Here is an 18,772-nt window from a genome sequence, read left to right as displayed (position 1 = left end):
GTGCTGCAACATGGGGTTTGCCATACGTGTCGGGAACCATTGCCGAGGATGTCCGGGAGGCTGCGTCCGCCGTCTGGTGCCGACGGATGGGCGGACCCGGCGCGTGCGGCTGGCAGGGCGCAGGTCGGATCCCGGCGCCGGACTCGAGAAAGACGCAACGGCACGAGGTCGACCAGGCGGCCGGTCCGTAGCGACCCCGCTTCAAGTCAGGGTGTTCGGCTCAGGCGATTGATCCCGTCGTTCTCCAGTACCGATGGCGGCTGGGACATGGCCGCGAGCGCCAGCATCGCGCGGCCGACATGGGCGGTACTGGTCATCACCCCCGGCATCAGCCGCACGCCCAGCCCCATCGCGGGCCCGGCAACGGTATAGAAGGGCCGCATCCAGGCGTGCGGGCTGCGTTCGTCGTGGGCGGGCGCGATGCCGCCGGGGCGCAGCATCACGGTGGTGACGGGCAGGGCGCGCAGGGCGGCTTCGGTCTCGCCCTTGACGCGCAGGGGCATGAGGCGGCTGTCGGGGTCGGAACGGGCGCCGGAGATGTAGAGCAGGCGCGCGCCGGGATTGCGCTCGGCGAATGCGCGGGCCACGTGCAGGGTGAGTTCGAGGGTGACGTGCCGGTAGGTGTCCTCCGGCGTGCCCAGCGGCGGCGCGCCCGCGCAGTAGAAGCAGGCATCGAACGGCGCGAGGCGCTCACGCACGCGGGTCAGCTCGTCGAACCGCTCCACCACCAGGTCTTCCACGCGCGGATCGGGGTGCGCGAGCGCGCGGCGGCCGAGCACCGCGACTTTCGACACCTCCGGATCCGCCAGCGCCTCCAGCAGCACGCCCTGTCCGACCAGTCCGGTCGCGCCAGTCATCAGGATGCGCATGCGAGCCTCGATCGGAGCGGGGGATTCGAGTCTAGCCACCTGCCGGTGTGGAGACTGCGAAGCCCGAGCGGGACGACGAGGATCCGGCCCCGATTTCCGCGACAATGGGCATCCCGCCGCGGCTTCCGCTTGCCCATGCTCCCACTGCGTGTGACGCTGATCTTCCTGGCGCTTGCGGCCAACACCGTGCTGCACGTCGTGCCGCTGCTGCTGGTGGCGCTGGTCAAGGCCGCGTTGCCGTTCGACCGCCTGCGCAAGGCCAGCAATACCGTGCTCACAGGCCTTGCGGAAAGCTGGATCGGGGCGAACGGCTGGATGGCGGACCGCTTCCTGCGCACGCGCATCGTCGTGGAGGAGGACGCGGCGCTGCAGGCCGACGGTCACTACCTCGTGCTGGCCAACCACCAGAGCTGGGTGGATATCGTGGTATTGCAGAAGGTGTTCAACCGGCGGATCCCGCTGCTGCGCTTCTTCCTCAAGCGGCAGCTGATCTGGGTGCCGCTGCTGGGGCTGGCGTGGTGGGCGCTGGACTTTCCGTTCATGGGCCGCCATACGCCGAAGCAGGTCGCGCGCCGACCCGAGCTTGCCAGGCGCGACATCGAAACCACCCGCCGTGCCTGCGAGAAGTTCCGCGAGATCCCGGTGGCGATCATGAACTTCGTCGAGGGCACGCGGTTCACCCCGGCCAAGCACGCCAGGCAGGGCGCACCGTACCGGCACCTGCTCAAGCCCAAGTCGGGCGGCGTGGCATTCGTGCTCGACGCGATGGGCGAAGGCCTGCACGCGATCCTCGACGTCACCATCGCCTATCCGGACGGACGGCCGACGATGGTGGACCTGCTGGCGAACCGTATTCCCGCCGTGCACGTGCATGTGCGCCAGCGCCCGATCCCCGCCGACCTGCTGCAAGGCGACTACCAGAACGACCGCGCCTTCCGCATCCGCTTCCAGCAATGGATGAACGGCTTGTGGCAGGAGAAGGATGCGGACCTGGCGCGTCTGCTGGGAGGCTGAGGCGGGAAGGGCAGGGCCGGAGGGCCGGGCAGAGACTGCCGCGAAGGGCAGGCGGATCGAGCCTGGTCGACGGACCCCGGCGATCCGCGTCCGCTCAGGCCTTCCGGGCCCGGTAACGCGCCATCTTGCTGGCCGCTCCGCAGGTGTCCATCGCACACCATTGCCGGCGATCGTTCCTGCTGGTGTCCAGGAACAGCCAGCCGCACCGGCTTAGACGCGGCAGCGTTTCAGACGGTCCTCGAAGGTCCGCAACTGCTCCAGCGCGCAGAGCGCGGACCGTCGCGTGACACGTATGCCGGGTACGTGCGCGGCACGGGCCTGGTCGAACATGCGCGGACGCCCGGCAGTCTCGGCGTGGCGATCGCGCAAAGGGACCTCGACGCGGACCGGTCGCAGATCGTCACGCTCAGCCTGTGGTCGTCGATGACGGCCATCGAAGCCTTCGCCGGCGTCGCTTGCGGGCATCGCGGTGGCACGAGGTCGAGGCCGGAACGACGCCGCCGCGCGCAGGCGGCAGGGTAGACTTCCCGTCCGTCGCACGCGATCGCGTGCCCGCCGCATGGCCGTGATGCCGGTCCCGTTCCGCATGGATGACGCGTCGAGATGAAACTTCCAGCCAGGTTCGGGGCCACGCTTTTCTGCCTCTTGAGCGCTGCAGCCATCGGTTGCAGCACCTCGCAATCCACCGCCGCGTCGCGTCCCGCCGAGGTGGCGTTGAACCTGGTGCCTGCGCCGCAGTCGATGGAGATCCAGCCTGGCGAGCTCCCGCTGCAGGGCCCGGTGAGACTGGAGGTGGATGCGGCTGCGCCCAATGCGCGGCGCGCGCTGGAGGAAGTGCTGGCGGGACTGGGCATCGCCACCGACGATGCGGCGACGACGCGCATCGGGTTGCGACTGTCGGACGACGCGGCCCCGGGCGAGGAAGGCTATCGACTGGTGGTCGCCGACGACGTCCAACTGAGCGCCCGCACCGATACCGGCCTGCTGCACGCTGTGCAGAGCCTGCGACAACTGCTGCCGGCGCAAGCGCAGCCCCGCTACCGCCTGCCGCGGATCGTGATCGCCGACGCGCCGGCGTATCGCTGGCGCGGCCTCTCGCTGGACGTGGCCAGGAGCTTCCTGTCGGTGGCGTACCTGGAGAAGACCATCGACCGGATGGCCTTCTTCAAACTGAATCGGCTGCACCTGCACCTGACCGACGACCAGGGCTGGCGCATCGAGATCATGCGCTATCCGAAACTGACGCAGATCGGTGGCGCCAGCGCGGTCGAGGGCGGGCGCAGCGGCCATTACACACAAGCGCAGTTGAAGCACCTGGTGGCCTACGCGCAGGCGCGCGGCATCACCATCGTCCCGGAGATCGACGTGCCGGGCCATGTGCAGGCCGCGCTGGCGTCGTACAACGAACTGGCCTGCGACGACGTGGAGAACCTGTCGCCGTACTCGGGCCGGGAGGTGGGCTTCAGCGTCCTGTGCCTGGACAAGCCCGACGTGGTGTATCCCTTCGTCCGCCATGTGCTGGAGGAAGTGATGGCGATCTTTCCCTCGCAGGAGATCCATATCGGTGGCGACGAGATCAAGCATCCGCTGTATGCGGACTTCGTCGCCCGGGCGGCGGCGATGGTGGACGCGATGGGGCGCACCGCCATCGTCTGGGAGGAAGGCTCGGTGGCCGATACCGATACCGACGTCGTGCTGCAACTGTGGAACGACCGCTACGACATCGCCGCGGCGGTCGAGGAAGGACACCCGCTGATCCTCTCGCCCTGCTCGTATCTCTACATCGATCACGGCAACTACGCGGGCCAGCCCGAGACCTACGACTGGTGCCGCAAGGAGGGCGTGCCGCTGGCGCGGCTCTACGCTTTCGACCCGGCCCCGTTCAGGACCGCGATCGGTATCGAGGCCGCGTTGTGGACGGAACTGGTGCACACCGATGCAGCCGCGGACAACCGGCTGTGGCCGCGTCTCGCCGCGACCGCGGAAGTGGCGTGGAGCCCGGCCGGGCAACGCGGCTACCACGGATTCCGCCAGCGCATGGGCGCCTTGCGGCCGCACCTGGACGCGATGGGGATCCGCTATCACCCCGAACCCGACCTGGGCTGGGATGCGCCTCGCTGAAGGCGATGAGGTTTCCCGTCGGGAACGTGACGCCACCGGATTCGTGACGCTCCGGCCGCTGCGCCGGTGCCGCTATCGGACATCGTCTCCGGCGCGGCCGTCCTGTGGCCTCAGGCGTAGCTGGCGGTTGCGGCACACGTCGATGTCGCGGTAGAGCAGGGTACGACCATCGTGGAACTCGACGCGCAGGTCCTGCCGGCAGCCGCCGTCGGCGGTGTCCAGCCAGATGGTGGTCGCGGTATTGCCGCCGCGCAGCGGCGCGCCGATGTCGACCGGGCGGAAGTCGCCGTCGCCCGAGCGGGCAACGGACAACGCGGTCACGCTGTCGTGGGTGGCGTTGAACAGCGAAAAGTAATGGCCGCTGCCGCGCCCGGCGTTCGCCTCGGCGGCGGAGGCAACGAGCAGGGCGGCCAGGGCGATGGCGTGCTTGAACGGCATGGTGCTTCTCCGGATGCGGGTCGGGCGGGCGCGAACGGTCGAGCGCGTGTGCGCCGGCACCCGCATCAGGCGCGGTCGCGGGCCTCCGGGATAGCGGTTCGGGACGAATCGTCGTGGCGGGCGCGCGAGTCGTAGCGGACGTGCCGCGACGCTTTGCGGGGTGCGGCGATACGCATACGATGCGGGCGTTCCCCACGGCAGGCGCGCGATGAAGGTCCGGCTCGGCACTAGCGAAATCGGCCTGTATCGTTACCTCGGCCTGTGGACCCTGGTGGCGTTCGTGTTCGCCGTGCAGGGCGTCGTGCACGATGCGCTCGCCGGCAACCTCTGGCCGCCGCCGACCTACCTGCGCTGGGCGCTGATCCAGTGGCTGCCTTGGGCCGCGCTCGCGCCGCTCGTGTTCCGGATCGCCGGGCGGCATCCGATCCAGGGGCCAGGGCGACTGCGGGCGCTGGCGACGCACGCCGCCGCGAGCATCGGGGTGACGGTGCTGGCGCTGGTGATGGGCGCGCTGGCGTCCACCTGGTTCGAACCCAGCGGGTTCGGGGAACAGTTCCGCCAGTTTGCAAGCAAGCACGCTGCCACCGGCATGCTGACGTACTGGGCGCTGCTGGCGATCCGGCAGGCGCTGCATTTCCGCGCCGAGCAGAGCCGGCGCGAGCTGGAGGCGAGCCGCCTGGCAGCGGAACTGGCGCAGTCGCGCCTGCGGGTGCTGCGCACCCAGTTGCAGCCGCACTTCCTGTTCAACACGCTCCACGCGATCTCCACGCTGCTGTCCGAGGACGTGACGTCGGCGGAGGACATGCTGCTGCGACTGAGCGATCTGCTGCGCGCGTTCCTCGAGGATTACGACGGGCAGGAGGTGAGCCTGCGCCAGGAACTGGTGCTGCTGGACCTGTATCTCGGCATCCAGCGGGTGCGCTTCAAGGACCGCCTGACCACGCGGATCTACATCGCGCCAGACACGATGGAATGCGCGGTGCCCAGCCTGATCCTGCAGCCGCTCGTCGAGAACGCCATCCGCCACGGCATCGGAGAACGCATCGGCGCGGATTGCATCGAGATCGAGAGCCGGCGCGAGGGCGACAGCCTCTGCCTGGAGGTGCGCAACCGCAACAGCTCGCTCGAAGGCAAGGGCGATTCGCCTTCAGGACGTGGCATCGGCCTGTCGAACACGCGCCTGCGTTTGCGGGAGCTCTATGGCGACGCGGCGCACGTGCGCCTGGACACGACCTGGCCGCAGGGCGTGGCCTGCCGCATCCGCCTGCCGTTCCGCCCGCTCGACGATCCGCAGGACGCGCCGGAAGTGGCGCCGGCATGAAGATCTCCGCCCTGGTGGTGGACGACGAGCCGATCGCGCGGCACGCGATCGTGCGCCTGCTGCGCGAGGACACCGACATCGAGCTGGCGGGCGAATGCGGCGATGGCGTGTCCGCGGTCGAGGCGATCCGGAGCGGGTCGCCGGACCTGGTGTTCCTCGACATCCAGATGCCCGCCATCACCGGACTCGATGTGGTGGCGACCATCGGCGCCGCGCGGATGCCGGCCACCGTGTTCGTCACCGCCTACGAGCAGTTCGCAGTGCGCGCGTTCGATGCCAATGCGGTGGACTACCTGGTCAAGCCGTTCGCACGCGAGCGGTTCGCCGACGCATTGCGACGGGTGAAGGCCCGGCTGTCCGCGGCGCGGGGCAACGACGCAGACCAGGCCGCGCGCATCGCGCAGGCGCTGCAGGACCTGCGCCAGCGCGACCGGTACCTGCGCCGCATCCCGGTGCGCGAGGACGAGCGCGTGTTGCTGCTCGACGTGGAGGACATCGTCTGGATCCGCGCCAACCGCAATGTCGTGCAGCTCCACGCCCGCGGCAAGGTGCACGAACTGCGCGAGACCATGGCGACGCTGGCCACGCGCCTGGATCCGGCCCGGTTCGCGCGGGTGCACCGTTCGGCGATCGTCAACATCGACCGGATCCGCGCGATCGACCCCTGGTTCAACGGCCACCACGTGGTAACGATGGACAACGGGCAGCAGTTGCGCATGAGCCGCTACCAGCACGAGACGTTCCTGCGGCTGGCGACCCTGCGGCACGAGGGTTGAGATCCCGGCCGGTCACGGAGAGCGGGCAGTCCGGGCCTAGCAGCAAAGGCGGCCGCACCGGGGCGGCATGGGATTGCAAGCCGTGATCAACTGCCACTCGGCGGGCAGGCGATGGACCGTGCCGGCCGGGTGATGCGGGATGTCCTGCAGACAGGGCGGGATCCGACTGGGCGCACGTGCCGCCCTTGTCCGCGTCTGCGCCTTTCCGGGCCGCGCGACGCTTCTGCGGCATAGGGCCGGCCCGATGGAAACGCGGAGGCCATGCAACACCGGGCCGAGCGGTGAGAGCAGGCCGTCGCATCGGTCAGGGCCGCCCGCAGGCCCGGCCGTCACCGTGCTTGTCGTGATTCGGAGTATGGTCTGCGTCGGAGGCCGTGGCACAGTCGTGGAGAGGTGCCCGCCGCGCCTCGACTACAGGTGTCGTGATGTCGTTGCAGATGTCCAGGACTGTCCTGCCTCCCGCACCTTCGACGGGCGACGCCTCCGCCAGCGAACGCTTCACGCGTGCGCTGGTCGCGCTGACGCGGCAGGTATGGAGCCCGGAGTGCACGTTCAGAACGGCGATTGCGGCGATCTGCGAGACCGCCGCGGACGCGCTGCAGATCGAGCGCGTCAGCGTCTGGAACTACGAGGCCGCCGACGGCCGGCTGCGCTGCCTGCATGCCTTCGATGCCATCTCGGGGTCGCACCTTCCAGTACAGCCGCTGGAGATGCTGTCGCTGGACGGCGACGGTTACCTCGCCTCGCTCGACGACATGCGCGTGCTCGAGGTGGCCGAGATGGACGACGGCGCGGAGATGGCGCGCTCGCACCTGGCCCTGCGCGACTACCTGCAGCGCCATCGCATCCAAGGGATGCTCGAGGCGCCGGCGTTCGTCGGCGGCGAGCTGCAGGGCGTGATCTGCCACGAGAGCATCCTGCGCGTGCGCAACTGGTCCGGCGCGGAAACCGTGTTCGCCGCCAGCATGGGCGACTACGTGGCGATGGCGTTCGAGATCGCGCGCCGTCGCCGCGCCGAGGCCGAGGTGGAACACCTGCGCCTGCACGATGCCGCCACCGGCCTGCCCAACCGCGCCTACCTCACCGAGCTGATCCGGCAGCGCCTGCTGGCCACGCCACTGCGCCGGGAGCAAGTGCTGGCGGTGGTGAACGTGCAGGTGGACGTGAGCGGCGGCGTCGCCTGGTCGGCCGGCGCCCCGACCGTGGACGACGTGCTGGGCCGCATCGCACGGCAGTTGCGTTCGCTGATGGGCACGGACACCGAGCTCGCGCGGACAGGCTCGGATGGATTCACCTTCCTGGTCGGCGCGAATCCGTCGAAGCGCTCCGTCATCCGCCTGGCCGAAGCGGTGCTGGCGACGGTCGAATCGATGGACTGGCAGCATACGGACGTCGATCCCGGCGTGGCCGTGGGCATCGCCGTGGCCGACCGCGGGTCGGCGCTGGACGCGCCCGCCCTGCTGCAGCAGGGCGAGGAAGCGGCCGCCCGGGCGCGCGCCGCGGGGCGGTTCGGCTATGCGATGTACGACGCGGAGCACCACGCGGCGCTGGTGGAAGGCTTGCGCCTGGAACGCGCATTGCGCGATGGCTTCGCCAATGGCGAGTTCGAACTGCACTACCAGCCCGAGTTCGACGCCCACAGCGGTCGCTGGGTCGCGGCCGAGTCGCTGCTGCGCTGGCGCGTGGGCGGCGAACTGCGGGTCGCGGGCGAGTTCATCGGCGTGCTGGAGCCGTCGCGGCTGATGCTGGACGTCGGACGCTGGGTGTTGCGCCAGGCCTGCCTGGACGCCGTGGCATGGCCGCGCAACGCCGACGGACACGAGGTCACGGTGCGGGTGAACGTCTCGGCCCGCCAGTTCGACGAATCCGGCCTGGTGGAGGATGTGCGGGCGGCGCTCGATGCGTCGGGGCTGGATCCGGCCCGCCTGAGCCTGGAACTGACCGAAACCACCCTGATGCGCGACGTCGACCGCGCGCTCGAGCTGCTGCGGCCGCTGCGCGAGACCGGCGTGCAGGTGGCGATCGACGACTTCGGCACCGGCTATGCGTCGCTGGTCTACCTCAAGTGCCTGCCGGTCGATGCGCTCAAGATCGACGGCAGCTTCGTGCAGGGCATGCTCGAGAACAAGGGCGACCGCGCCATCGTCCAGGCGATCGTCAACCTCGCCGCGGCGTTCGGCATCGAGGTGATCGCCGAGGGCGTGGAGACGCCGGAGCAGCAGGCGGCGCTGCTGGCGGCGGGCGTGCACCGGATGCAGGGCTGGCTCTACGGCAGGGCGTTGCCGAACCCGGCGCTGTGTGGCGTGATCGGTTCGCGACCGGCTTCCGCGGGCCCTGCGTCCGATCCGGAACCGGCTCCCGACGGTCAGGACGCCAGCCCGGTTCCGTAACGCCGGCGGCGCCCGGCACGCGGCCCTTCCCGATGTCCGCGGGCCCGCCTCCGATCGCGCGCGCTCCGGGCAGGCGGCGCGCCGTCGCGCTCATCGTTCCCCGTCCGGTGGCCCGCGCTTGACGGCATACATCGCCTGGTCGGCGTGGGCGAGCAGGCTGGCGGCATCCTCGCCATCGCCGGGAAAGCAGGCCACGCCCACGCTGGCATCGAGCTGGAACGGACGCTCCGCCACGCGGTCGACCTGGCGCAGCCTGGCACGCAGGCCCTCGGCGACACGGCGGGCGGCAGCGGCGTCCCTGCATCCGGGCAGCAGCACCACGAACTCGTCGCCGCCCACCCGTGCCGCCACGTCGCCATGTCGCAGGCCCTGCTTCAGCCGGCCGGCGACGTCCTGCAGCAGGCGGTCGCCGGCGTCGTGGCCGCCCAGGTCGTTGGCCGCCTTGAAGCCGTCCAGGTCCACGTAGAGCAGCGCGAGCCGGTCACCGGTCGCACGCGCATGCGAGAGCGCGCGCGTCAGCGCCTGCTGCAGATGGTGGCGGTTGGGCAGCCCGGTCAGCGTGTCGTGGCTGGCGAGATGCTCCAGTTCCTCTTCGACGCGCCGCAACTCGGTGGCTTCGCGACCCACGCCGATGCGCACGCGATGGTCCGGATGCCAGCAGGCCGACCATTGCATGTCCACCACGTGGCCGAGCTTGTGCACGTAGCGGTTGCGGAAGTGGCGCTGGATCGCCCCGGCGGTGACCTCCGCGGCCTGGCGCATGGTGTCCTGGCGATCCTCCGGGTGGACGAACTCGAAGGCCTGCCGGCCCAGCACTTCCGCGGGGCGATAGCCGAGGATGCGCTCGAAGCTGGCGCTCACGTACAGGTAGCGGCCGTCCTCGTCGACCACGCAGACGGCATCGGGCAGCAGGTCGAGTACATCCGCAAGCGGCGGCAGGGTCGGATTCATCGTTCGGCAGGCGGTTGCGCTGGAAAACAGGTCGCGAACAGCATGACAGGGTCCGCGCGCGGGGGCTGGAACGGACGGTCGGCCTTCCGGTCGACGCGCCTGCGCACCCGGATCGACCGGGCGGATTCCGGTCCGTGGCGCGTATGCCCCCCGCGAAGCGCGGGGGCGCGGCAGCCCTTGCCCGGGCAGCCCGCCGTGCCGGCCCTGGGCCGCTGGCCCGACAGGGATCGCCCATGACCAACGGCAGCTTGCCTGCGGGTGCCGGCGTTCGCCAGCATGGGGGCCCTCGACCTCCGGAGTGCGTGATGAGGAAGCTTCGCGACGCGTGCCTGCTGGCCGTGCTCCTGTCCTCCGCCGCATCCGCGCGTGCCGGGGACGAGGTGCCGACCCGTGAGCACCTCGTGCCGCCCGGTGCGGAACGCGCGTACCACGCGTGGCACTACACGCCGGTCGTCAAGGTGAAGGACATGGTGATCGTCTCGGGGATCCCGGCGGCGGGGCCGGGCACGTATGAAGACAAGGTGCGGCGGATGTTCGAGTCGCTCAAGCGGCACCTGGAACTGGCGGGCAGCAGCCTGGCGGACGTGGTGGAGCTGACCAGCTTCCACACCGGGCCGACCGATGCCGAGGGCTTCCAGGCCGAGTTCGCGAAGTTCGGGCCGATCCACCACGAATACTTCCCGTCGCACTATCCGGCGTGGAGCGCGGTCGGGACGTCGGCGTTGCTGGCCGAGGGCGCGGTGGTCGAGCTGCGTGCGGTCGCGATCATCGGCTCGGGGCGCGCACCCAGGGCGGACGTCCCACTTCCGGATCACTGAGCGCGCAAGGCATCGACCACCACGCCGGTGGTCGATTCGTGACGTTCCGCGGGCGCGGCCCGCTGGCAAGGCCGTGCATCCAATGCAGGCGCAGCCTGTGCCGGGCCCGGCCTCCAGGCGTCGGGGCTTCGCGTGCCTCACTCGCCCCGGGGGCTGCGCTTCGATGGATCCACGTCGCCCGCCAGCGTCCACACGATGTCGCGGCCCTGCGGGTCACGGCTGAGATGGAAATGGGCCGGCGCGTGCCGGGCGAGTTTCCGGTATTCCGCGTTCGCGCCCGCGCCCTGCACGGCGACCGGCACGATGTACAGGCCGGCGGCGTCGATCGTCCTGCGTGCGTGACTGTCGGCAAGGTCGCCGATGTCGAGGATCGTACCGCCGCGCTCCAGCAGCGGGTCGTCGAACCCGATCAGCAGGTCCGCCCTGGCCGGGGGCGTGCCGGGCAGGACCAGGGTGCCGCCCTCGACGCGCAGGTCCGCCCAGTCGCGCCCGTTCTCGGGCAGTTGCTCGTACGCGGCGCGCGGCAGGCCCGCGTGCGCACCGGTGGCGATGGCGTCGAGCGCGCCGACGAGGGCAAGGAAGTTGAGCTTGCGCAGTTGCTGCTTCTGCAGGTCGCCCTCGATGCCGCCGGACTCGATCAGGATGGTGGACACGCCGGCCCGGGCGGTGAGGTCGCCGAACGCGCGCGGATTGAAGGTGTCGTCCCACCTGGCGATGTATCCGGCGATGTAGGGCTCGAGCACGGCGCGGATCGCGACCGACACTTCCATGGCGCGCGCCCGCGACGCATCCACCTCGCGGGCGGCGTTGGCCGGCGGGGCGAGCAGCGCGATGGCGGTGCCGCGGCTGGTGTCGCCGACCCGGGTACCGACGTCCTGGTCGTGCAGGTTGAAGCCGAAGTGGGGCTCGATCCGCTCGCGCAGGTCGTGCAGGGCGCGCCCTTCGGGCGTGGCCAGCGCACGCGCGTCGCGGTTGATGTCGATGCCCTGCGCGTTGCGGCGCTGGAAGCGCGCCGCACCGTCGGGATTCATCACCGGCAGGAAGTGCAGGGTGGTGCGCTGGCGCAGCCGCTGCACCAGCGGGTGGCGCGGATGCTCGCCGAGGAAGCGGAACAGGTCGGCGATCGACATCGACGCGGTGCTCTCGTCGCCGTGCATCTGCGACCACAGCAGCACGCGCGTGTCGCCGCGGCCCCACGACACGTGGCGCAAGGGGCGCCCCTCGACGCTGCGGCCCACCACTTCGGTGTCGAAACCGCCGGCCTCGTCCGCCAGCGGACCGGCGACGGACCACCAGTGCTCCGGCGCGAAGCGGCGGTCTTCCAGCCCAGCGACCCGGATGCGCTGGTCGTACAGCGCATCGAGCGTCCCGAGCCAGGCCGGTGCGGGCGGCAGGGCCACGGCACCGGGGTCCGGAGTCGCCTGCGTGTCGCGGGCATCGGACACGGCCGGCCACAGCAATGGCAACAGCGACAGCGAAAGTGCGAGAAGTCGACGCATGGTGGCGATGCTCCGTGGCGGAACGTCGCATGCTCCGAAGCGGCTCTGTCCTTGTCAAACGGGTGCGAGGACGCGGCGCGGGCAGGGGGCGCACAGCGCCCCCGGGTGCGCTTCGCTTACCCGGGCTACGGGTATGCGTGCAATGAATCGCGAAGCGGGCGGGTGTGTTCAGCTTGTTCAGTTCGATGCGCACGTGGAACGCGTCGCTGCGCGCTGCTTTCCTTCGCTTGCGCGCGAGCCGGTGGCGTGAGGCCTGTCGCCCTCCGCAAAGCGGTGAACCGTCCCTGACCGCGCACGCTGGAAGTCGCGTGCGGGCGCGCTGCTCGCGAATCACGTACACATGGTCATGGCGATGTCGCCGGTAGGGTAGGCGACATGAAAACTTCTGCAGTCAAACGACCGGCGCAATCCGCCGGCGGCGAAATGTCTTCCCGCTTCCTGTCCTTCGTCGACGATCCCGCCTTTCCGTGCGTGGGATCGAAGGCGGCCCTGGCACGCGATGCGATCCAGACGCAGGAATTCGCCCGGCTGGGCCATCGCGCCAACGACGTGCCGCTGCTCGATGCGCTGGTGGAGTTCGCAGCCGGCATCGACGACGCGCCGGAAGACGATACGACGGTCCATTCCTTCGTGGCCCTGTTCGACGGGCCGACGGATGCGGACGAGCGCCGTTTCGAGGCGATGCTCTGGTCGCAGCTGCAGCGCCTGCACGACGTGGATGCGGGCCGCGGAACCGCGTGGGCGGCGGACGTGAGCCGCGATCCCGACGATCCGCGCTTCAGCCTCAGCCTGGCGGGCCACCCGTTCTTCGTGATCGGCCTGCATCCGGGCGCCTCCCGGCTGGCGCGGAGGTTCGACTGGCCGGCGATGGTGTTCAACTCGCATCGCCAGTTCGACCGCCTGCGCCAGGACGGCCGCTACGCGAAGATGCAGGCGGCGACGCGTGCGCGCGATCTCGCCCTGCAGGGGTCGCTCAATCCGAACCTGGCCGACTTCGGCACCGCGCCCGAGACCAGGCAGTACAGCGGTCGCGAGGTCGAGGCCGGGTGGACGTGCCCGTTCCATGTCAGGAAGCCGCGATGAGCGCAGCGCCAGCGGTCGAACGCATCGCGCCATGCTCCGGGCGCGCCGTGGAGCTCGATACCGGAGACGAACTGGTGGTCATCGACCCGATGGGCCAGCAGGTGAGCGATCTCACCGCGTTCTCGCGCGATGACACGAATGAATACCTGTCGTCCGGGCGCTCGATCGACTATGCGTCGAAGCTGTGGCTGACGCGCGGCGACTTGCTGTACTCCAACCGCAGCCGCGCGATGTTCACCATCCTCGAGGACACCTGCGGCCGCCACGATTTCACCCTGACGCCGTGTTCCAAGGAGATGTTCGAGCGTCTGTATGGGGAAGTAGAGGGGAGGCCCGGCTGCGAGGGCAACCTCGCCGCGGCGCTGGCGCCCTGGGGCATCGGCCGCGACCGCATCCCGATCGCCTTCAACATCTTCATGAACGTCACCGTGGACGGCGAGACCGGCAAGGTAGCCGTGCTGCCGCCGCTGAGCGGACCCGGAGACTTCATCCGCCTGCGTGCCGAAATGCCGCTCGTGGTCGCGATGACGGCGTGCTCGGCGGGACAGTCGAACAACTTCAGCTACAAACCGATCGACTTCCGGGTGGAACGCGCGCCGTCAGGATGAAACTGGCTGTGCCGACGCTGGCGCAGGATGCGCCCATCTCCGGTGGCGCCGGCGCTCCGGCTGTTCAACGCCTGTGACGCAGCCTCGGTGCATACGGCAGCACGAACATGTACAGGCCGCTGGCCATCAGCAGGAACAGCGGCGGCAATGGCGAATAGACCACCCAGGCGGGCGGTTCGCCGAAGGCCATGGCGACGAAGTTGGCGATGACCGTCGAGGTGAAGCCGATCGACAGCCAGCGGTGCGCCTGCCGGATCCACGCATTCATCGCGCTGCCGCCTGGATCATCTTCCAGCCGTTGCCGGACGGATCGCGGAAGGTGGCGTCCACGTTGCCGTAGCGGTCGACCGGCTCCTGGGTGAACTCGACCCCGAGCGCACGCAGGCGCGCATAGTCGCCGCGACAGTCGTCCACGTGCAGGACCAGCGGCGGCATGGCGCCCTTGGCGACGATTTCCTGCAACGCCTGTGCGGTGGCCGCATCGTGCACCGGCGGCCCCGGCAGGAACAGGCCGAGCTGGAACGACGGCTGTTGCGGATGCTGCACCGTCAGCCAGCGGTAGTCGCCGTTGCGCGCGTCCGTGTGGACGCGGAACCCGAGCGCCTCGACATAGAACTTCAACGCCTCCTCCTGGTCGCGGACGTACAGCCCGACTACCCCGATTCCCTTGCTCATGTGACCTCCGGTCGTTTGGACGCGGGGATGCTATCGGCCGCCTGCCCGCGCCGCTTCTCCGAAACTGCGGTGGTGAGGGCGGGGCGCTGGGCCGCGGCGAGGTAGCAAGGCGGCACCCGGTCCAGCGGATGCGCCGCCGCCTGCTGCCGTGCGCGCAGTTCGCCCGGGCTCTCGCCGGTGATGTCGCGGAAGGTGCGGCCGAAGGTGCCCAGGCTTTGCCAGCCGGTCTGGAAGGCGATGTCGGTGATCGGCAGGTCGGTGTCGCGCAGCAGGGTCGTGGCCCGCTCGATCCGCCGCGTGAGCAGGTAACGATGCGGCGGTACGCCGAAGGCATCCTTGAACGATCGCGCGAAGTGCGCCTCGGACACGCCGCTCACCTGCGCCAGCCTGTGTACCGGCCAGGCCTCGTGCGAGGCGGCGTCCATCCGGTCCTTCGCGCGCAACAGGCGGCGCAGCAGCCGGGGGTCCCGGCTTGCGCGCGCTTGTGCGGGATCGGCCGCGGAGGCGTCAGCAGCGGATGGGGGGCAGGGCCTGCGCATCGGCGTGTAGTTTGCATCCGTTTCTATGGAGGCGCGTCCGCCTTCCGGTCACGACAGCGACGACGGCCGGCGCGTGCGCACGTGGATGCGCCGGCGGGTCGACGGCATTCGCGACGTTGCCTGTCCGCGAGGGACGCCGCGCATCGTTGTGGTGGTAACAGGCCCGTGCAAGGGTGCGGGCAGGGTTCACAGCGAGGAAGGACCTCATGAGGATCTCGATCGAACGTGCAGTGGTGCTGCTGGCCCTGGCCTCGTCAGCCGTCCCGGCCCAGGAAAGCGCACGGCCCGAAGCCTCGAAGGCACCGCAGCCGGAAAGCGCTGCGGGGAAGCCGTCCAGTGCGCATGTGGCGATCTCGCTGGGCGATGGCCGGACGATCGAGCGGAGCCGTGAAGCTGCAACCGGCGAAATCGCCGTGCCTCGCCAAACAACCGCCCCGACAGGATCCAGCCCGGCAGCTCCCCAATGCGAACGAAAGCGGACCGGGCGCATTGCTCCGCCGCCACCTGCACGACCCTGATCCCCGCGAGCTGGCTGGCTTCAGGCCCGCCCTACGGCGCGGCGATGCCGGTCAGTTCGGCGCTCAGCTCGACCAGGCGCGCACGCGCTTCGGGGTCGCTTGCCTGTGGGTCGAAGGGCGTGGCCGGTTTCCCTTCCACGTAGAAGGCGCCAGGCCGGAGCGAGGGCGCGGTGACCAGGCCCATCACGTGGTCGCGTCCTTCGGCGACGGTGGTGCGGGCGGGGACGCCGATGCCCCTGACCATGGTGGTGTCCATCAGCGTCGCCGGGTGCAGGGAGATCATGGTGACTCCGCGTGCGGCGAACGCGGGTGCGAGCTCCATGGTCATCATGACCTGCGCCAGCTTGCTCTGCCCGTAGCCACGCTGGTGGGCGTCGGGCTTCTCCAGCATGACGTCGTCGAAATCGATCGCGTGTGCGCTGATCGAGGAGACGTTGACGACCCGCGACGGCGCCGCGGCCTGCAGGTTCGGCAGCAGGCGGTTCGCGAGGATCCAGCCGGCGAGATAGTTGACGACGAACTGCAGTTCGTGGCCGTCTTCATTGGCGCTGCGCCGCGGCGCCTGGCGGATGGCGATGCCGGCATTGTTCACCAGCAGGTCCAGCCTGGGATGTTGCTTGGCGATGATGTCCGCGAACTCGCGCACGGCCTGCAGGGACGAGAAATCGGCGGCGACGAAGCGTGCCGAGCCCTTTTCCGACCGCGTGATCTCGTCGACCACGTCCTGGCCACGCTGCGCATTGCGGCCATGGACGATGACATGTGCGCCGTCGGCCGCAAGCGCCAGCGCAAGTTCGCGACCGAGTCCGTCGGTGGATCCTGTCACCAGTGCGGTCTTGCCGGCGTAGGAAAGCGGCGCTTCGGAATCCTGTGCATGCGCCGGCGCCAGCGCGAGCAGGAAAGACAGGGCGAATACGGCCGACAGGATTCGCATGGCAGTTCTCCGCCAGGGCAGGGGAACAGCATAGGCGATCGCAGGGCGTGGTTCACGTGCCCGGGACTGCGGCGACGTCCGGCTCCCTGCATCGGAGGAAGCAGGGAGCGACTGGTTGGCCGGGAAGCGCCGCACAAGGGGCCGGATCGGCAGCGGGGCCGTGGCCGGATGCCCGATCGCGATCGTGGACGTTAGACTGCGCTGCATTCCCAGCCGCCTGTCGGATCGATGATCAACAACGACGTCCTGCGCAGCATCCGCTACATGCTCGACCTGAGCGACCAGAAGGTGATCGACATCGCCGCACTGGCAAGCCCCGCGTTCGTCCTGGACAGGGACGAGGTGCGCGCGATGCTGCTGAAGGAGGACGAGCCCGGATACGTGCCCTGCCGCGACGAGGTGCTCGCGCACTTGCTCGACGGGCTGATCGTGCACCTGCGCGGGCGCGAGGAGCGCAGGCCCGCCAGGCCGGTCGAGAAGCGCATCAGCAACAACGTGGTGCTGAAGAAGCTGCGGGTGGCGTTCGAGCTCACCGACAGCGACATGCACGCGATCTTCGCTGACGCGGGCTTTCCGGTGACCAAGCCGGAGCTCTCTGCGCTTTTCCGCCAGGCCGGGCACCGCAACTTCCGTGCCTGCGGCGACCAGCTGCTGCGCAATCTCCTGAAGGGACTGACGTTGCGCCTGCGCGGCGCACAGGCCTGAGGGGGCGGCACGCGTCGCCAGGCGTCGCCGCACATGCGTGGCGACGCAACCCGCCGGACGACGCCGACGCGCGGTCTTCCCCCGGCTTTCACGGCGCCTGCCTAAGCTGTCGCCGATGAGGCAGCTCTCCGACACCTTCTGGAACATCCGTGGCGTGCACCGGGTCGGCGGCGTGCTCGACATCGGGACCCAGATGTCGCTGGCGCGGCGTGCCGATGGCCGCTTCGTGGTCATCGATGGCTGCGCGCTCGACGACGCGCAGCGCGATGCGCTGCTGGCGCTCACCGGAAATGGCGAACGCGTGGCGGCCGTGGTCCACGTGCACCCGTTCCACACCCTGCACGTGGAGTCGACACGGCGGTTGTTCCCGGACGCCACCCTGTACGGCACCGCGCGCCATCGCAGGCGGTTGTCGTCGCTGCCCTGGACGGGACCCCCGGTGGAGGCCTGGGGCGAGGATCATCCGCTCGTCGACGTGTTCGATCTGTCCGTGCCGGACGGCGTGGATTTCGTGTGTGCGGACGAGCGCGTGCACGTCGCTTCGGTGCTGGTCCGGCATCGAAGCGACGGCATCGTGCACGTCGACGACACGCTCAACGTTCTGGCGGCGCCGGGCCTGCTGCGCCCACTGCTCCCGCAGTCGTCGCTGCGCATGCACCCCTTGCTGTCGCGTGCGCTCAAGCCGGAAGCCGGCGCGGCCGATGCGTATGCCGCGTGGGCGCGGATGCTGGCATCGCGCTGGTCCGGAACGCGCATCGTGTGCGCTGCGCACTCGGCCGTGCGGGAGCTCGGGGACGGCGGCTTCGCGCGGGAAATGGCGTCGGCGCTGCGCCGCGTGACGCGCACGCTCGACGGTCACCGGGCACGCCACGGCTAGGGATGCGGCGAAGGCAACCGGAGCCCGGCTGGCAGGCCGCAAGCATGTCGCCCAGGAACCCCTGCACGGCCCGCGCCATGCCCTCGGCGGATTCATCGCGCCGGCTTCGACCGGGGCGAGCGGCATGACAACCTGCGGCAGGCCCGATGCCCGCTAGAACCACATGTCCCGCACGCAGCGACCGTCGGGGGGCAGGTCGTCGAAGCTGTCGAGGCCATCGAAATGGTCGATCGGCAGATGCGCGACCGCGTCGGGATCGGCCAGCCGCACGTTGACCGCCATCCGGCGTCGCCCGCCTTCATGCAACCGCAAGCCGCGCCAGCACACCACGCAGGCGCAGGCGGGGCAGAAGTGGATCTCGAGCGCGGGGTCGGCCTTGGCCACGCGGGTGTAGATACGGGTGTCGCCGTCGATGGCGATGCGTTCATGCTCGTAGTCGTAGGCCCACAGCGCCCCGTAGCGGCGGCACAGGGTGCAGTTGCAGGCCGTGACCGGTCCCGGGTCGCCCGACATGCGCCAGCCCGCATTGCCGCAGTGGCACCGGCCGGACAACACGTCGGTACTCGAGTCCTGTTCCGGGAGCGACATGGCGTGTTTCCTGTCCGGGGGAGAGCCGCGGGTGCGGCAGGCGATCGC

Annotated in this window: 20 protein-coding genes; 10 read left to right on the top strand and 10 right to left on the bottom strand. The window is 70.0% G+C overall.

From position 1 onward, the window contains the following. Nucleotides 1-206: 206 nt before the first annotated feature. Complete coding sequence (locus tag FZO89_RS00745) at nucleotides 207-869, bottom strand: NAD-dependent epimerase/dehydratase family protein (RefSeq protein WP_149101474.1); 663 nt, start codon at nucleotides 867-869, stop codon at nucleotides 207-209. 135 nt (nucleotides 870-1,004) lie between these two features. Between FZO89_RS00745 and FZO89_RS00740 the strand changes: the two genes are divergently transcribed. Beyond that, nucleotides 1,005-1,883: an acyltransferase gene (locus FZO89_RS00740; RefSeq protein ID WP_149101473.1), complete on the top strand. Its 879-nt coding sequence runs from the start codon at nucleotides 1,005-1,007 to the stop codon at nucleotides 1,881-1,883. A gap of 94 nt (nucleotides 1,884-1,977) precedes the next feature. On the opposite strand, the gene FZO89_RS19030 is transcribed toward FZO89_RS00740, so the two are convergent. Then, on the bottom strand, nucleotides 1,978-2,106 hold the full coding sequence (locus tag FZO89_RS19030) for a CGNR zinc finger domain-containing protein (RefSeq protein WP_425480450.1): 129 nt from the start codon (nucleotides 2,104-2,106) through the stop codon (nucleotides 1,978-1,980). A 422-nt stretch (nucleotides 2,107-2,528) separates the two neighbouring features. Here FZO89_RS19030 and FZO89_RS00730 point away from each other — a divergent pair, with 422 nt between their 5' ends. Next, nucleotides 2,529-4,004, top strand: coding sequence for a beta-N-acetylhexosaminidase (locus FZO89_RS00730; RefSeq protein ID WP_187470989.1), 1,476 nt, complete (start codon nucleotides 2,529-2,531; stop codon nucleotides 4,002-4,004). 72 nt (nucleotides 4,005-4,076) lie between these two features. Here the strand turns inward: FZO89_RS00730 and FZO89_RS00725 are convergent, their stop codons facing one another. Further along, nucleotides 4,077-4,442 carry a hypothetical protein gene (locus FZO89_RS00725; protein ID WP_149101471.1) on the bottom strand — a complete coding sequence of 122 codons (366 nt, stop codon included), beginning with the start codon at nucleotides 4,440-4,442 and terminating at the stop codon, nucleotides 4,077-4,079. Between the two features lie 208 nt (nucleotides 4,443-4,650). Here FZO89_RS00725 and FZO89_RS00720 point away from each other — a divergent pair, with 208 nt between their 5' ends. The 3 genes from FZO89_RS00720 (at nucleotide 4,651) to FZO89_RS00710 (ending at nucleotide 8,929) form a co-directional block, all read left to right on the top strand. Continuing rightward, nucleotides 4,651-5,763, top strand: a complete 1,113-nt coding sequence (locus FZO89_RS00720) for a sensor histidine kinase (protein WP_149101470.1) — start codon at nucleotides 4,651-4,653, stop codon at nucleotides 5,761-5,763. Further along, on the top strand, nucleotides 5,760-6,539 hold the full coding sequence (locus FZO89_RS00715) for a LytR/AlgR family response regulator transcription factor (RefSeq protein ID WP_149101469.1): 780 nt from the start codon (nucleotides 5,760-5,762) through the stop codon (nucleotides 6,537-6,539). The genes FZO89_RS00720 and FZO89_RS00715 overlap by 4 nt, the downstream gene beginning before the upstream one ends. A gap of 437 nt (nucleotides 6,540-6,976) precedes the next feature. Then, on the top strand, nucleotides 6,977-8,929 hold the full coding sequence (locus FZO89_RS00710; RefSeq protein ID WP_187470988.1) for a putative bifunctional diguanylate cyclase/phosphodiesterase: 1,953 nt from the start codon (nucleotides 6,977-6,979) through the stop codon (nucleotides 8,927-8,929). A gap of 90 nt (nucleotides 8,930-9,019) precedes the next feature. Here FZO89_RS00710 and FZO89_RS00705 read toward each other — a convergent pair whose 3' ends face one another. Continuing rightward, a complete protein-coding gene (locus FZO89_RS00705) occupies nucleotides 9,020-9,880 on the bottom strand; it encodes a sensor domain-containing diguanylate cyclase (RefSeq protein WP_149101467.1) in 861 nt (286 codons plus the stop codon). 305 nt (nucleotides 9,881-10,185) lie between these two features. Here FZO89_RS00705 and FZO89_RS00700 point away from each other — a divergent pair, with 305 nt between their 5' ends. After that, the gene (locus FZO89_RS00700) at nucleotides 10,186-10,698 is read left to right on the top strand and encodes a Rid family hydrolase (protein WP_149101466.1); all 513 of its coding nucleotides are present in this window, start codon (nucleotides 10,186-10,188) and stop codon (nucleotides 10,696-10,698) included. Nucleotides 10,699-10,835: 137 nt separating this feature from the next. Here FZO89_RS00700 and FZO89_RS00695 read toward each other — a convergent pair whose 3' ends face one another. Next, nucleotides 10,836-12,197: a M14 family zinc carboxypeptidase gene (locus FZO89_RS00695; RefSeq protein WP_149101465.1), complete on the bottom strand. Its 1,362-nt coding sequence runs from the start codon at nucleotides 12,195-12,197 to the stop codon at nucleotides 10,836-10,838. 375 nt (nucleotides 12,198-12,572) lie between these two features. Here FZO89_RS00695 and gntA point away from each other — a divergent pair, with 375 nt between their 5' ends. After that, entirely contained in the window at nucleotides 12,573-13,280 is a 708-nt protein-coding gene (gntA, locus tag FZO89_RS00690; protein ID WP_149101464.1) for a guanitoxin biosynthesis heme-dependent pre-guanitoxin N-hydroxylase GntA, read from the top strand. Continuing rightward, nucleotides 13,277-13,888, top strand: a complete 612-nt coding sequence (locus FZO89_RS00685; protein ID WP_149101463.1) for a DUF1989 domain-containing protein — start codon at nucleotides 13,277-13,279, stop codon at nucleotides 13,886-13,888. The genes gntA and FZO89_RS00685 overlap by 4 nt, the downstream gene beginning before the upstream one ends. A 64-nt stretch (nucleotides 13,889-13,952) precedes the next feature. Here FZO89_RS00685 and FZO89_RS00680 read toward each other — a convergent pair whose 3' ends face one another. From FZO89_RS00680 to FZO89_RS00665, 4 genes are all read right to left on the bottom strand, one after another. Next, nucleotides 13,953-14,156 (bottom strand): hypothetical protein, encoded by a 204-nt coding sequence (locus FZO89_RS00680; RefSeq protein ID WP_149101462.1) that lies wholly within the window; start codon nucleotides 14,154-14,156, stop codon nucleotides 13,953-13,955. Further along, nucleotides 14,153-14,563 carry a VOC family protein gene (locus FZO89_RS00675; protein WP_149101461.1) on the bottom strand — a complete coding sequence of 137 codons (411 nt, stop codon included), beginning with the start codon at nucleotides 14,561-14,563 and terminating at the stop codon, nucleotides 14,153-14,155. The genes FZO89_RS00680 and FZO89_RS00675 overlap by 4 nt, the downstream gene beginning before the upstream one ends. Beyond that, a complete protein-coding gene (locus FZO89_RS00670) occupies nucleotides 14,560-14,988 on the bottom strand; it encodes a helix-turn-helix transcriptional regulator (RefSeq protein WP_222928063.1) in 429 nt (142 codons plus the stop codon). The genes FZO89_RS00675 and FZO89_RS00670 overlap by 4 nt, the downstream gene beginning before the upstream one ends. Before the next feature lie 663 nt (nucleotides 14,989-15,651). After that, the gene (locus FZO89_RS00665) at nucleotides 15,652-16,554 is read right to left on the bottom strand and encodes an SDR family NAD(P)-dependent oxidoreductase (protein WP_187470987.1); all 903 of its coding nucleotides are present in this window, start codon (nucleotides 16,552-16,554) and stop codon (nucleotides 15,652-15,654) included. Nucleotides 16,555-16,782: 228 nt separating this feature from the next. On the opposite strand from FZO89_RS00665, the gene FZO89_RS00660 reads away from it, so the two are divergent. Further along, on the top strand, nucleotides 16,783-17,259 hold the full coding sequence (locus tag FZO89_RS00660) for a YehS family protein (protein ID WP_149101458.1): 477 nt from the start codon (nucleotides 16,783-16,785) through the stop codon (nucleotides 17,257-17,259). Between the two features lie 115 nt (nucleotides 17,260-17,374). After that, the gene (locus FZO89_RS00655; protein ID WP_149101457.1) at nucleotides 17,375-18,136 is read left to right on the top strand and encodes a hypothetical protein; all 762 of its coding nucleotides are present in this window, start codon (nucleotides 17,375-17,377) and stop codon (nucleotides 18,134-18,136) included. Nucleotides 18,137-18,289: 153 nt separating this feature from the next. Here the strand turns inward: FZO89_RS00655 and FZO89_RS00650 are convergent, their stop codons facing one another. Continuing rightward, nucleotides 18,290-18,724, bottom strand: a complete 435-nt coding sequence (locus FZO89_RS00650) for a GFA family protein (protein ID WP_149101456.1) — start codon at nucleotides 18,722-18,724, stop codon at nucleotides 18,290-18,292. Nucleotides 18,725-18,772 lie beyond the last annotated feature (48 nt).

The organism is Luteimonas viscosa (assembly GCF_008244685.1).
GTDB classification, from domain to species: domain Bacteria; phylum Pseudomonadota; class Gammaproteobacteria; order Xanthomonadales; family Xanthomonadaceae; genus Luteimonas; species Luteimonas viscosa.
The sequence above is the reverse complement of the archived record's forward strand: the minus strand, read 5'-3'. Positions and strand labels throughout refer to the sequence as shown.

Excerpts from the sequence above, each read along its gene's own strand:
- FZO89_RS00685 (WP_149101463.1), top strand. The coding sequence starts at position 13,277 with ATGAGCGCAGCGCCAGCGGTCGAACGCATCGCGCCATGCTCCGGGCGC.
- FZO89_RS00720 (WP_149101470.1), top strand. The coding sequence starts at position 4,651 with ATGAAGGTCCGGCTCGGCACTAGCGAAATCGGCCTGTATCGTTACCTC.
- FZO89_RS00715 (WP_149101469.1), top strand. The coding sequence starts at position 5,760 with ATGAAGATCTCCGCCCTGGTGGTGGACGACGAGCCGATCGCGCGGCAC.
- FZO89_RS00705 (WP_149101467.1), bottom strand. The coding sequence starts at position 9,880 with ATGAATCCGACCCTGCCGCCGCTTGCGGATGTACTCGACCTGCTGCCC.
- FZO89_RS00725 (WP_149101471.1), bottom strand. The coding sequence starts at position 4,442 with ATGCCGTTCAAGCACGCCATCGCCCTGGCCGCCCTGCTCGTTGCCTCC.
- FZO89_RS00675 (WP_149101461.1), bottom strand. The coding sequence starts at position 14,563 with ATGAGCAAGGGAATCGGGGTAGTCGGGCTGTACGTCCGCGACCAGGAG.
- FZO89_RS00650 (WP_149101456.1), bottom strand. The coding sequence starts at position 18,724 with ATGTCGCTCCCGGAACAGGACTCGAGTACCGACGTGTTGTCCGGCCGG.
- FZO89_RS00710 (WP_187470988.1), top strand. The coding sequence starts at position 6,977 with ATGTCCAGGACTGTCCTGCCTCCCGCACCTTCGACGGGCGACGCCTCC.
- FZO89_RS00695 (WP_149101465.1), bottom strand. The coding sequence starts at position 12,197 with ATGCGTCGACTTCTCGCACTTTCGCTGTCGCTGTTGCCATTGCTGTGG.
- FZO89_RS00665 (WP_187470987.1), bottom strand. The coding sequence starts at position 16,554 with ATGCGAATCCTGTCGGCCGTATTCGCCCTGTCTTTCCTGCTCGCGCTG.
- FZO89_RS00745 (WP_149101474.1), bottom strand. The coding sequence starts at position 869 with ATGCGCATCCTGATGACTGGCGCGACCGGACTGGTCGGACAGGGCGTG.
- FZO89_RS00670 (WP_222928063.1), bottom strand. The coding sequence starts at position 14,988 with ATGGACGCCGCCTCGCACGAGGCCTGGCCGGTACACAGGCTGGCGCAG.
- FZO89_RS00740 (WP_149101473.1), top strand. The coding sequence starts at position 1,005 with ATGCTCCCACTGCGTGTGACGCTGATCTTCCTGGCGCTTGCGGCCAAC.
- FZO89_RS00680 (WP_149101462.1), bottom strand. The coding sequence starts at position 14,156 with ATGAATGCGTGGATCCGGCAGGCGCACCGCTGGCTGTCGATCGGCTTC.
- FZO89_RS00700 (WP_149101466.1), top strand. The coding sequence starts at position 10,186 with ATGAGGAAGCTTCGCGACGCGTGCCTGCTGGCCGTGCTCCTGTCCTCC.
- gntA (WP_149101464.1), top strand. The coding sequence starts at position 12,573 with ATGAAAACTTCTGCAGTCAAACGACCGGCGCAATCCGCCGGCGGCGAA.
- FZO89_RS00655 (WP_149101457.1), top strand. The coding sequence starts at position 17,375 with ATGAGGCAGCTCTCCGACACCTTCTGGAACATCCGTGGCGTGCACCGG.
- FZO89_RS00660 (WP_149101458.1), top strand. The coding sequence starts at position 16,783 with ATGATCAACAACGACGTCCTGCGCAGCATCCGCTACATGCTCGACCTG.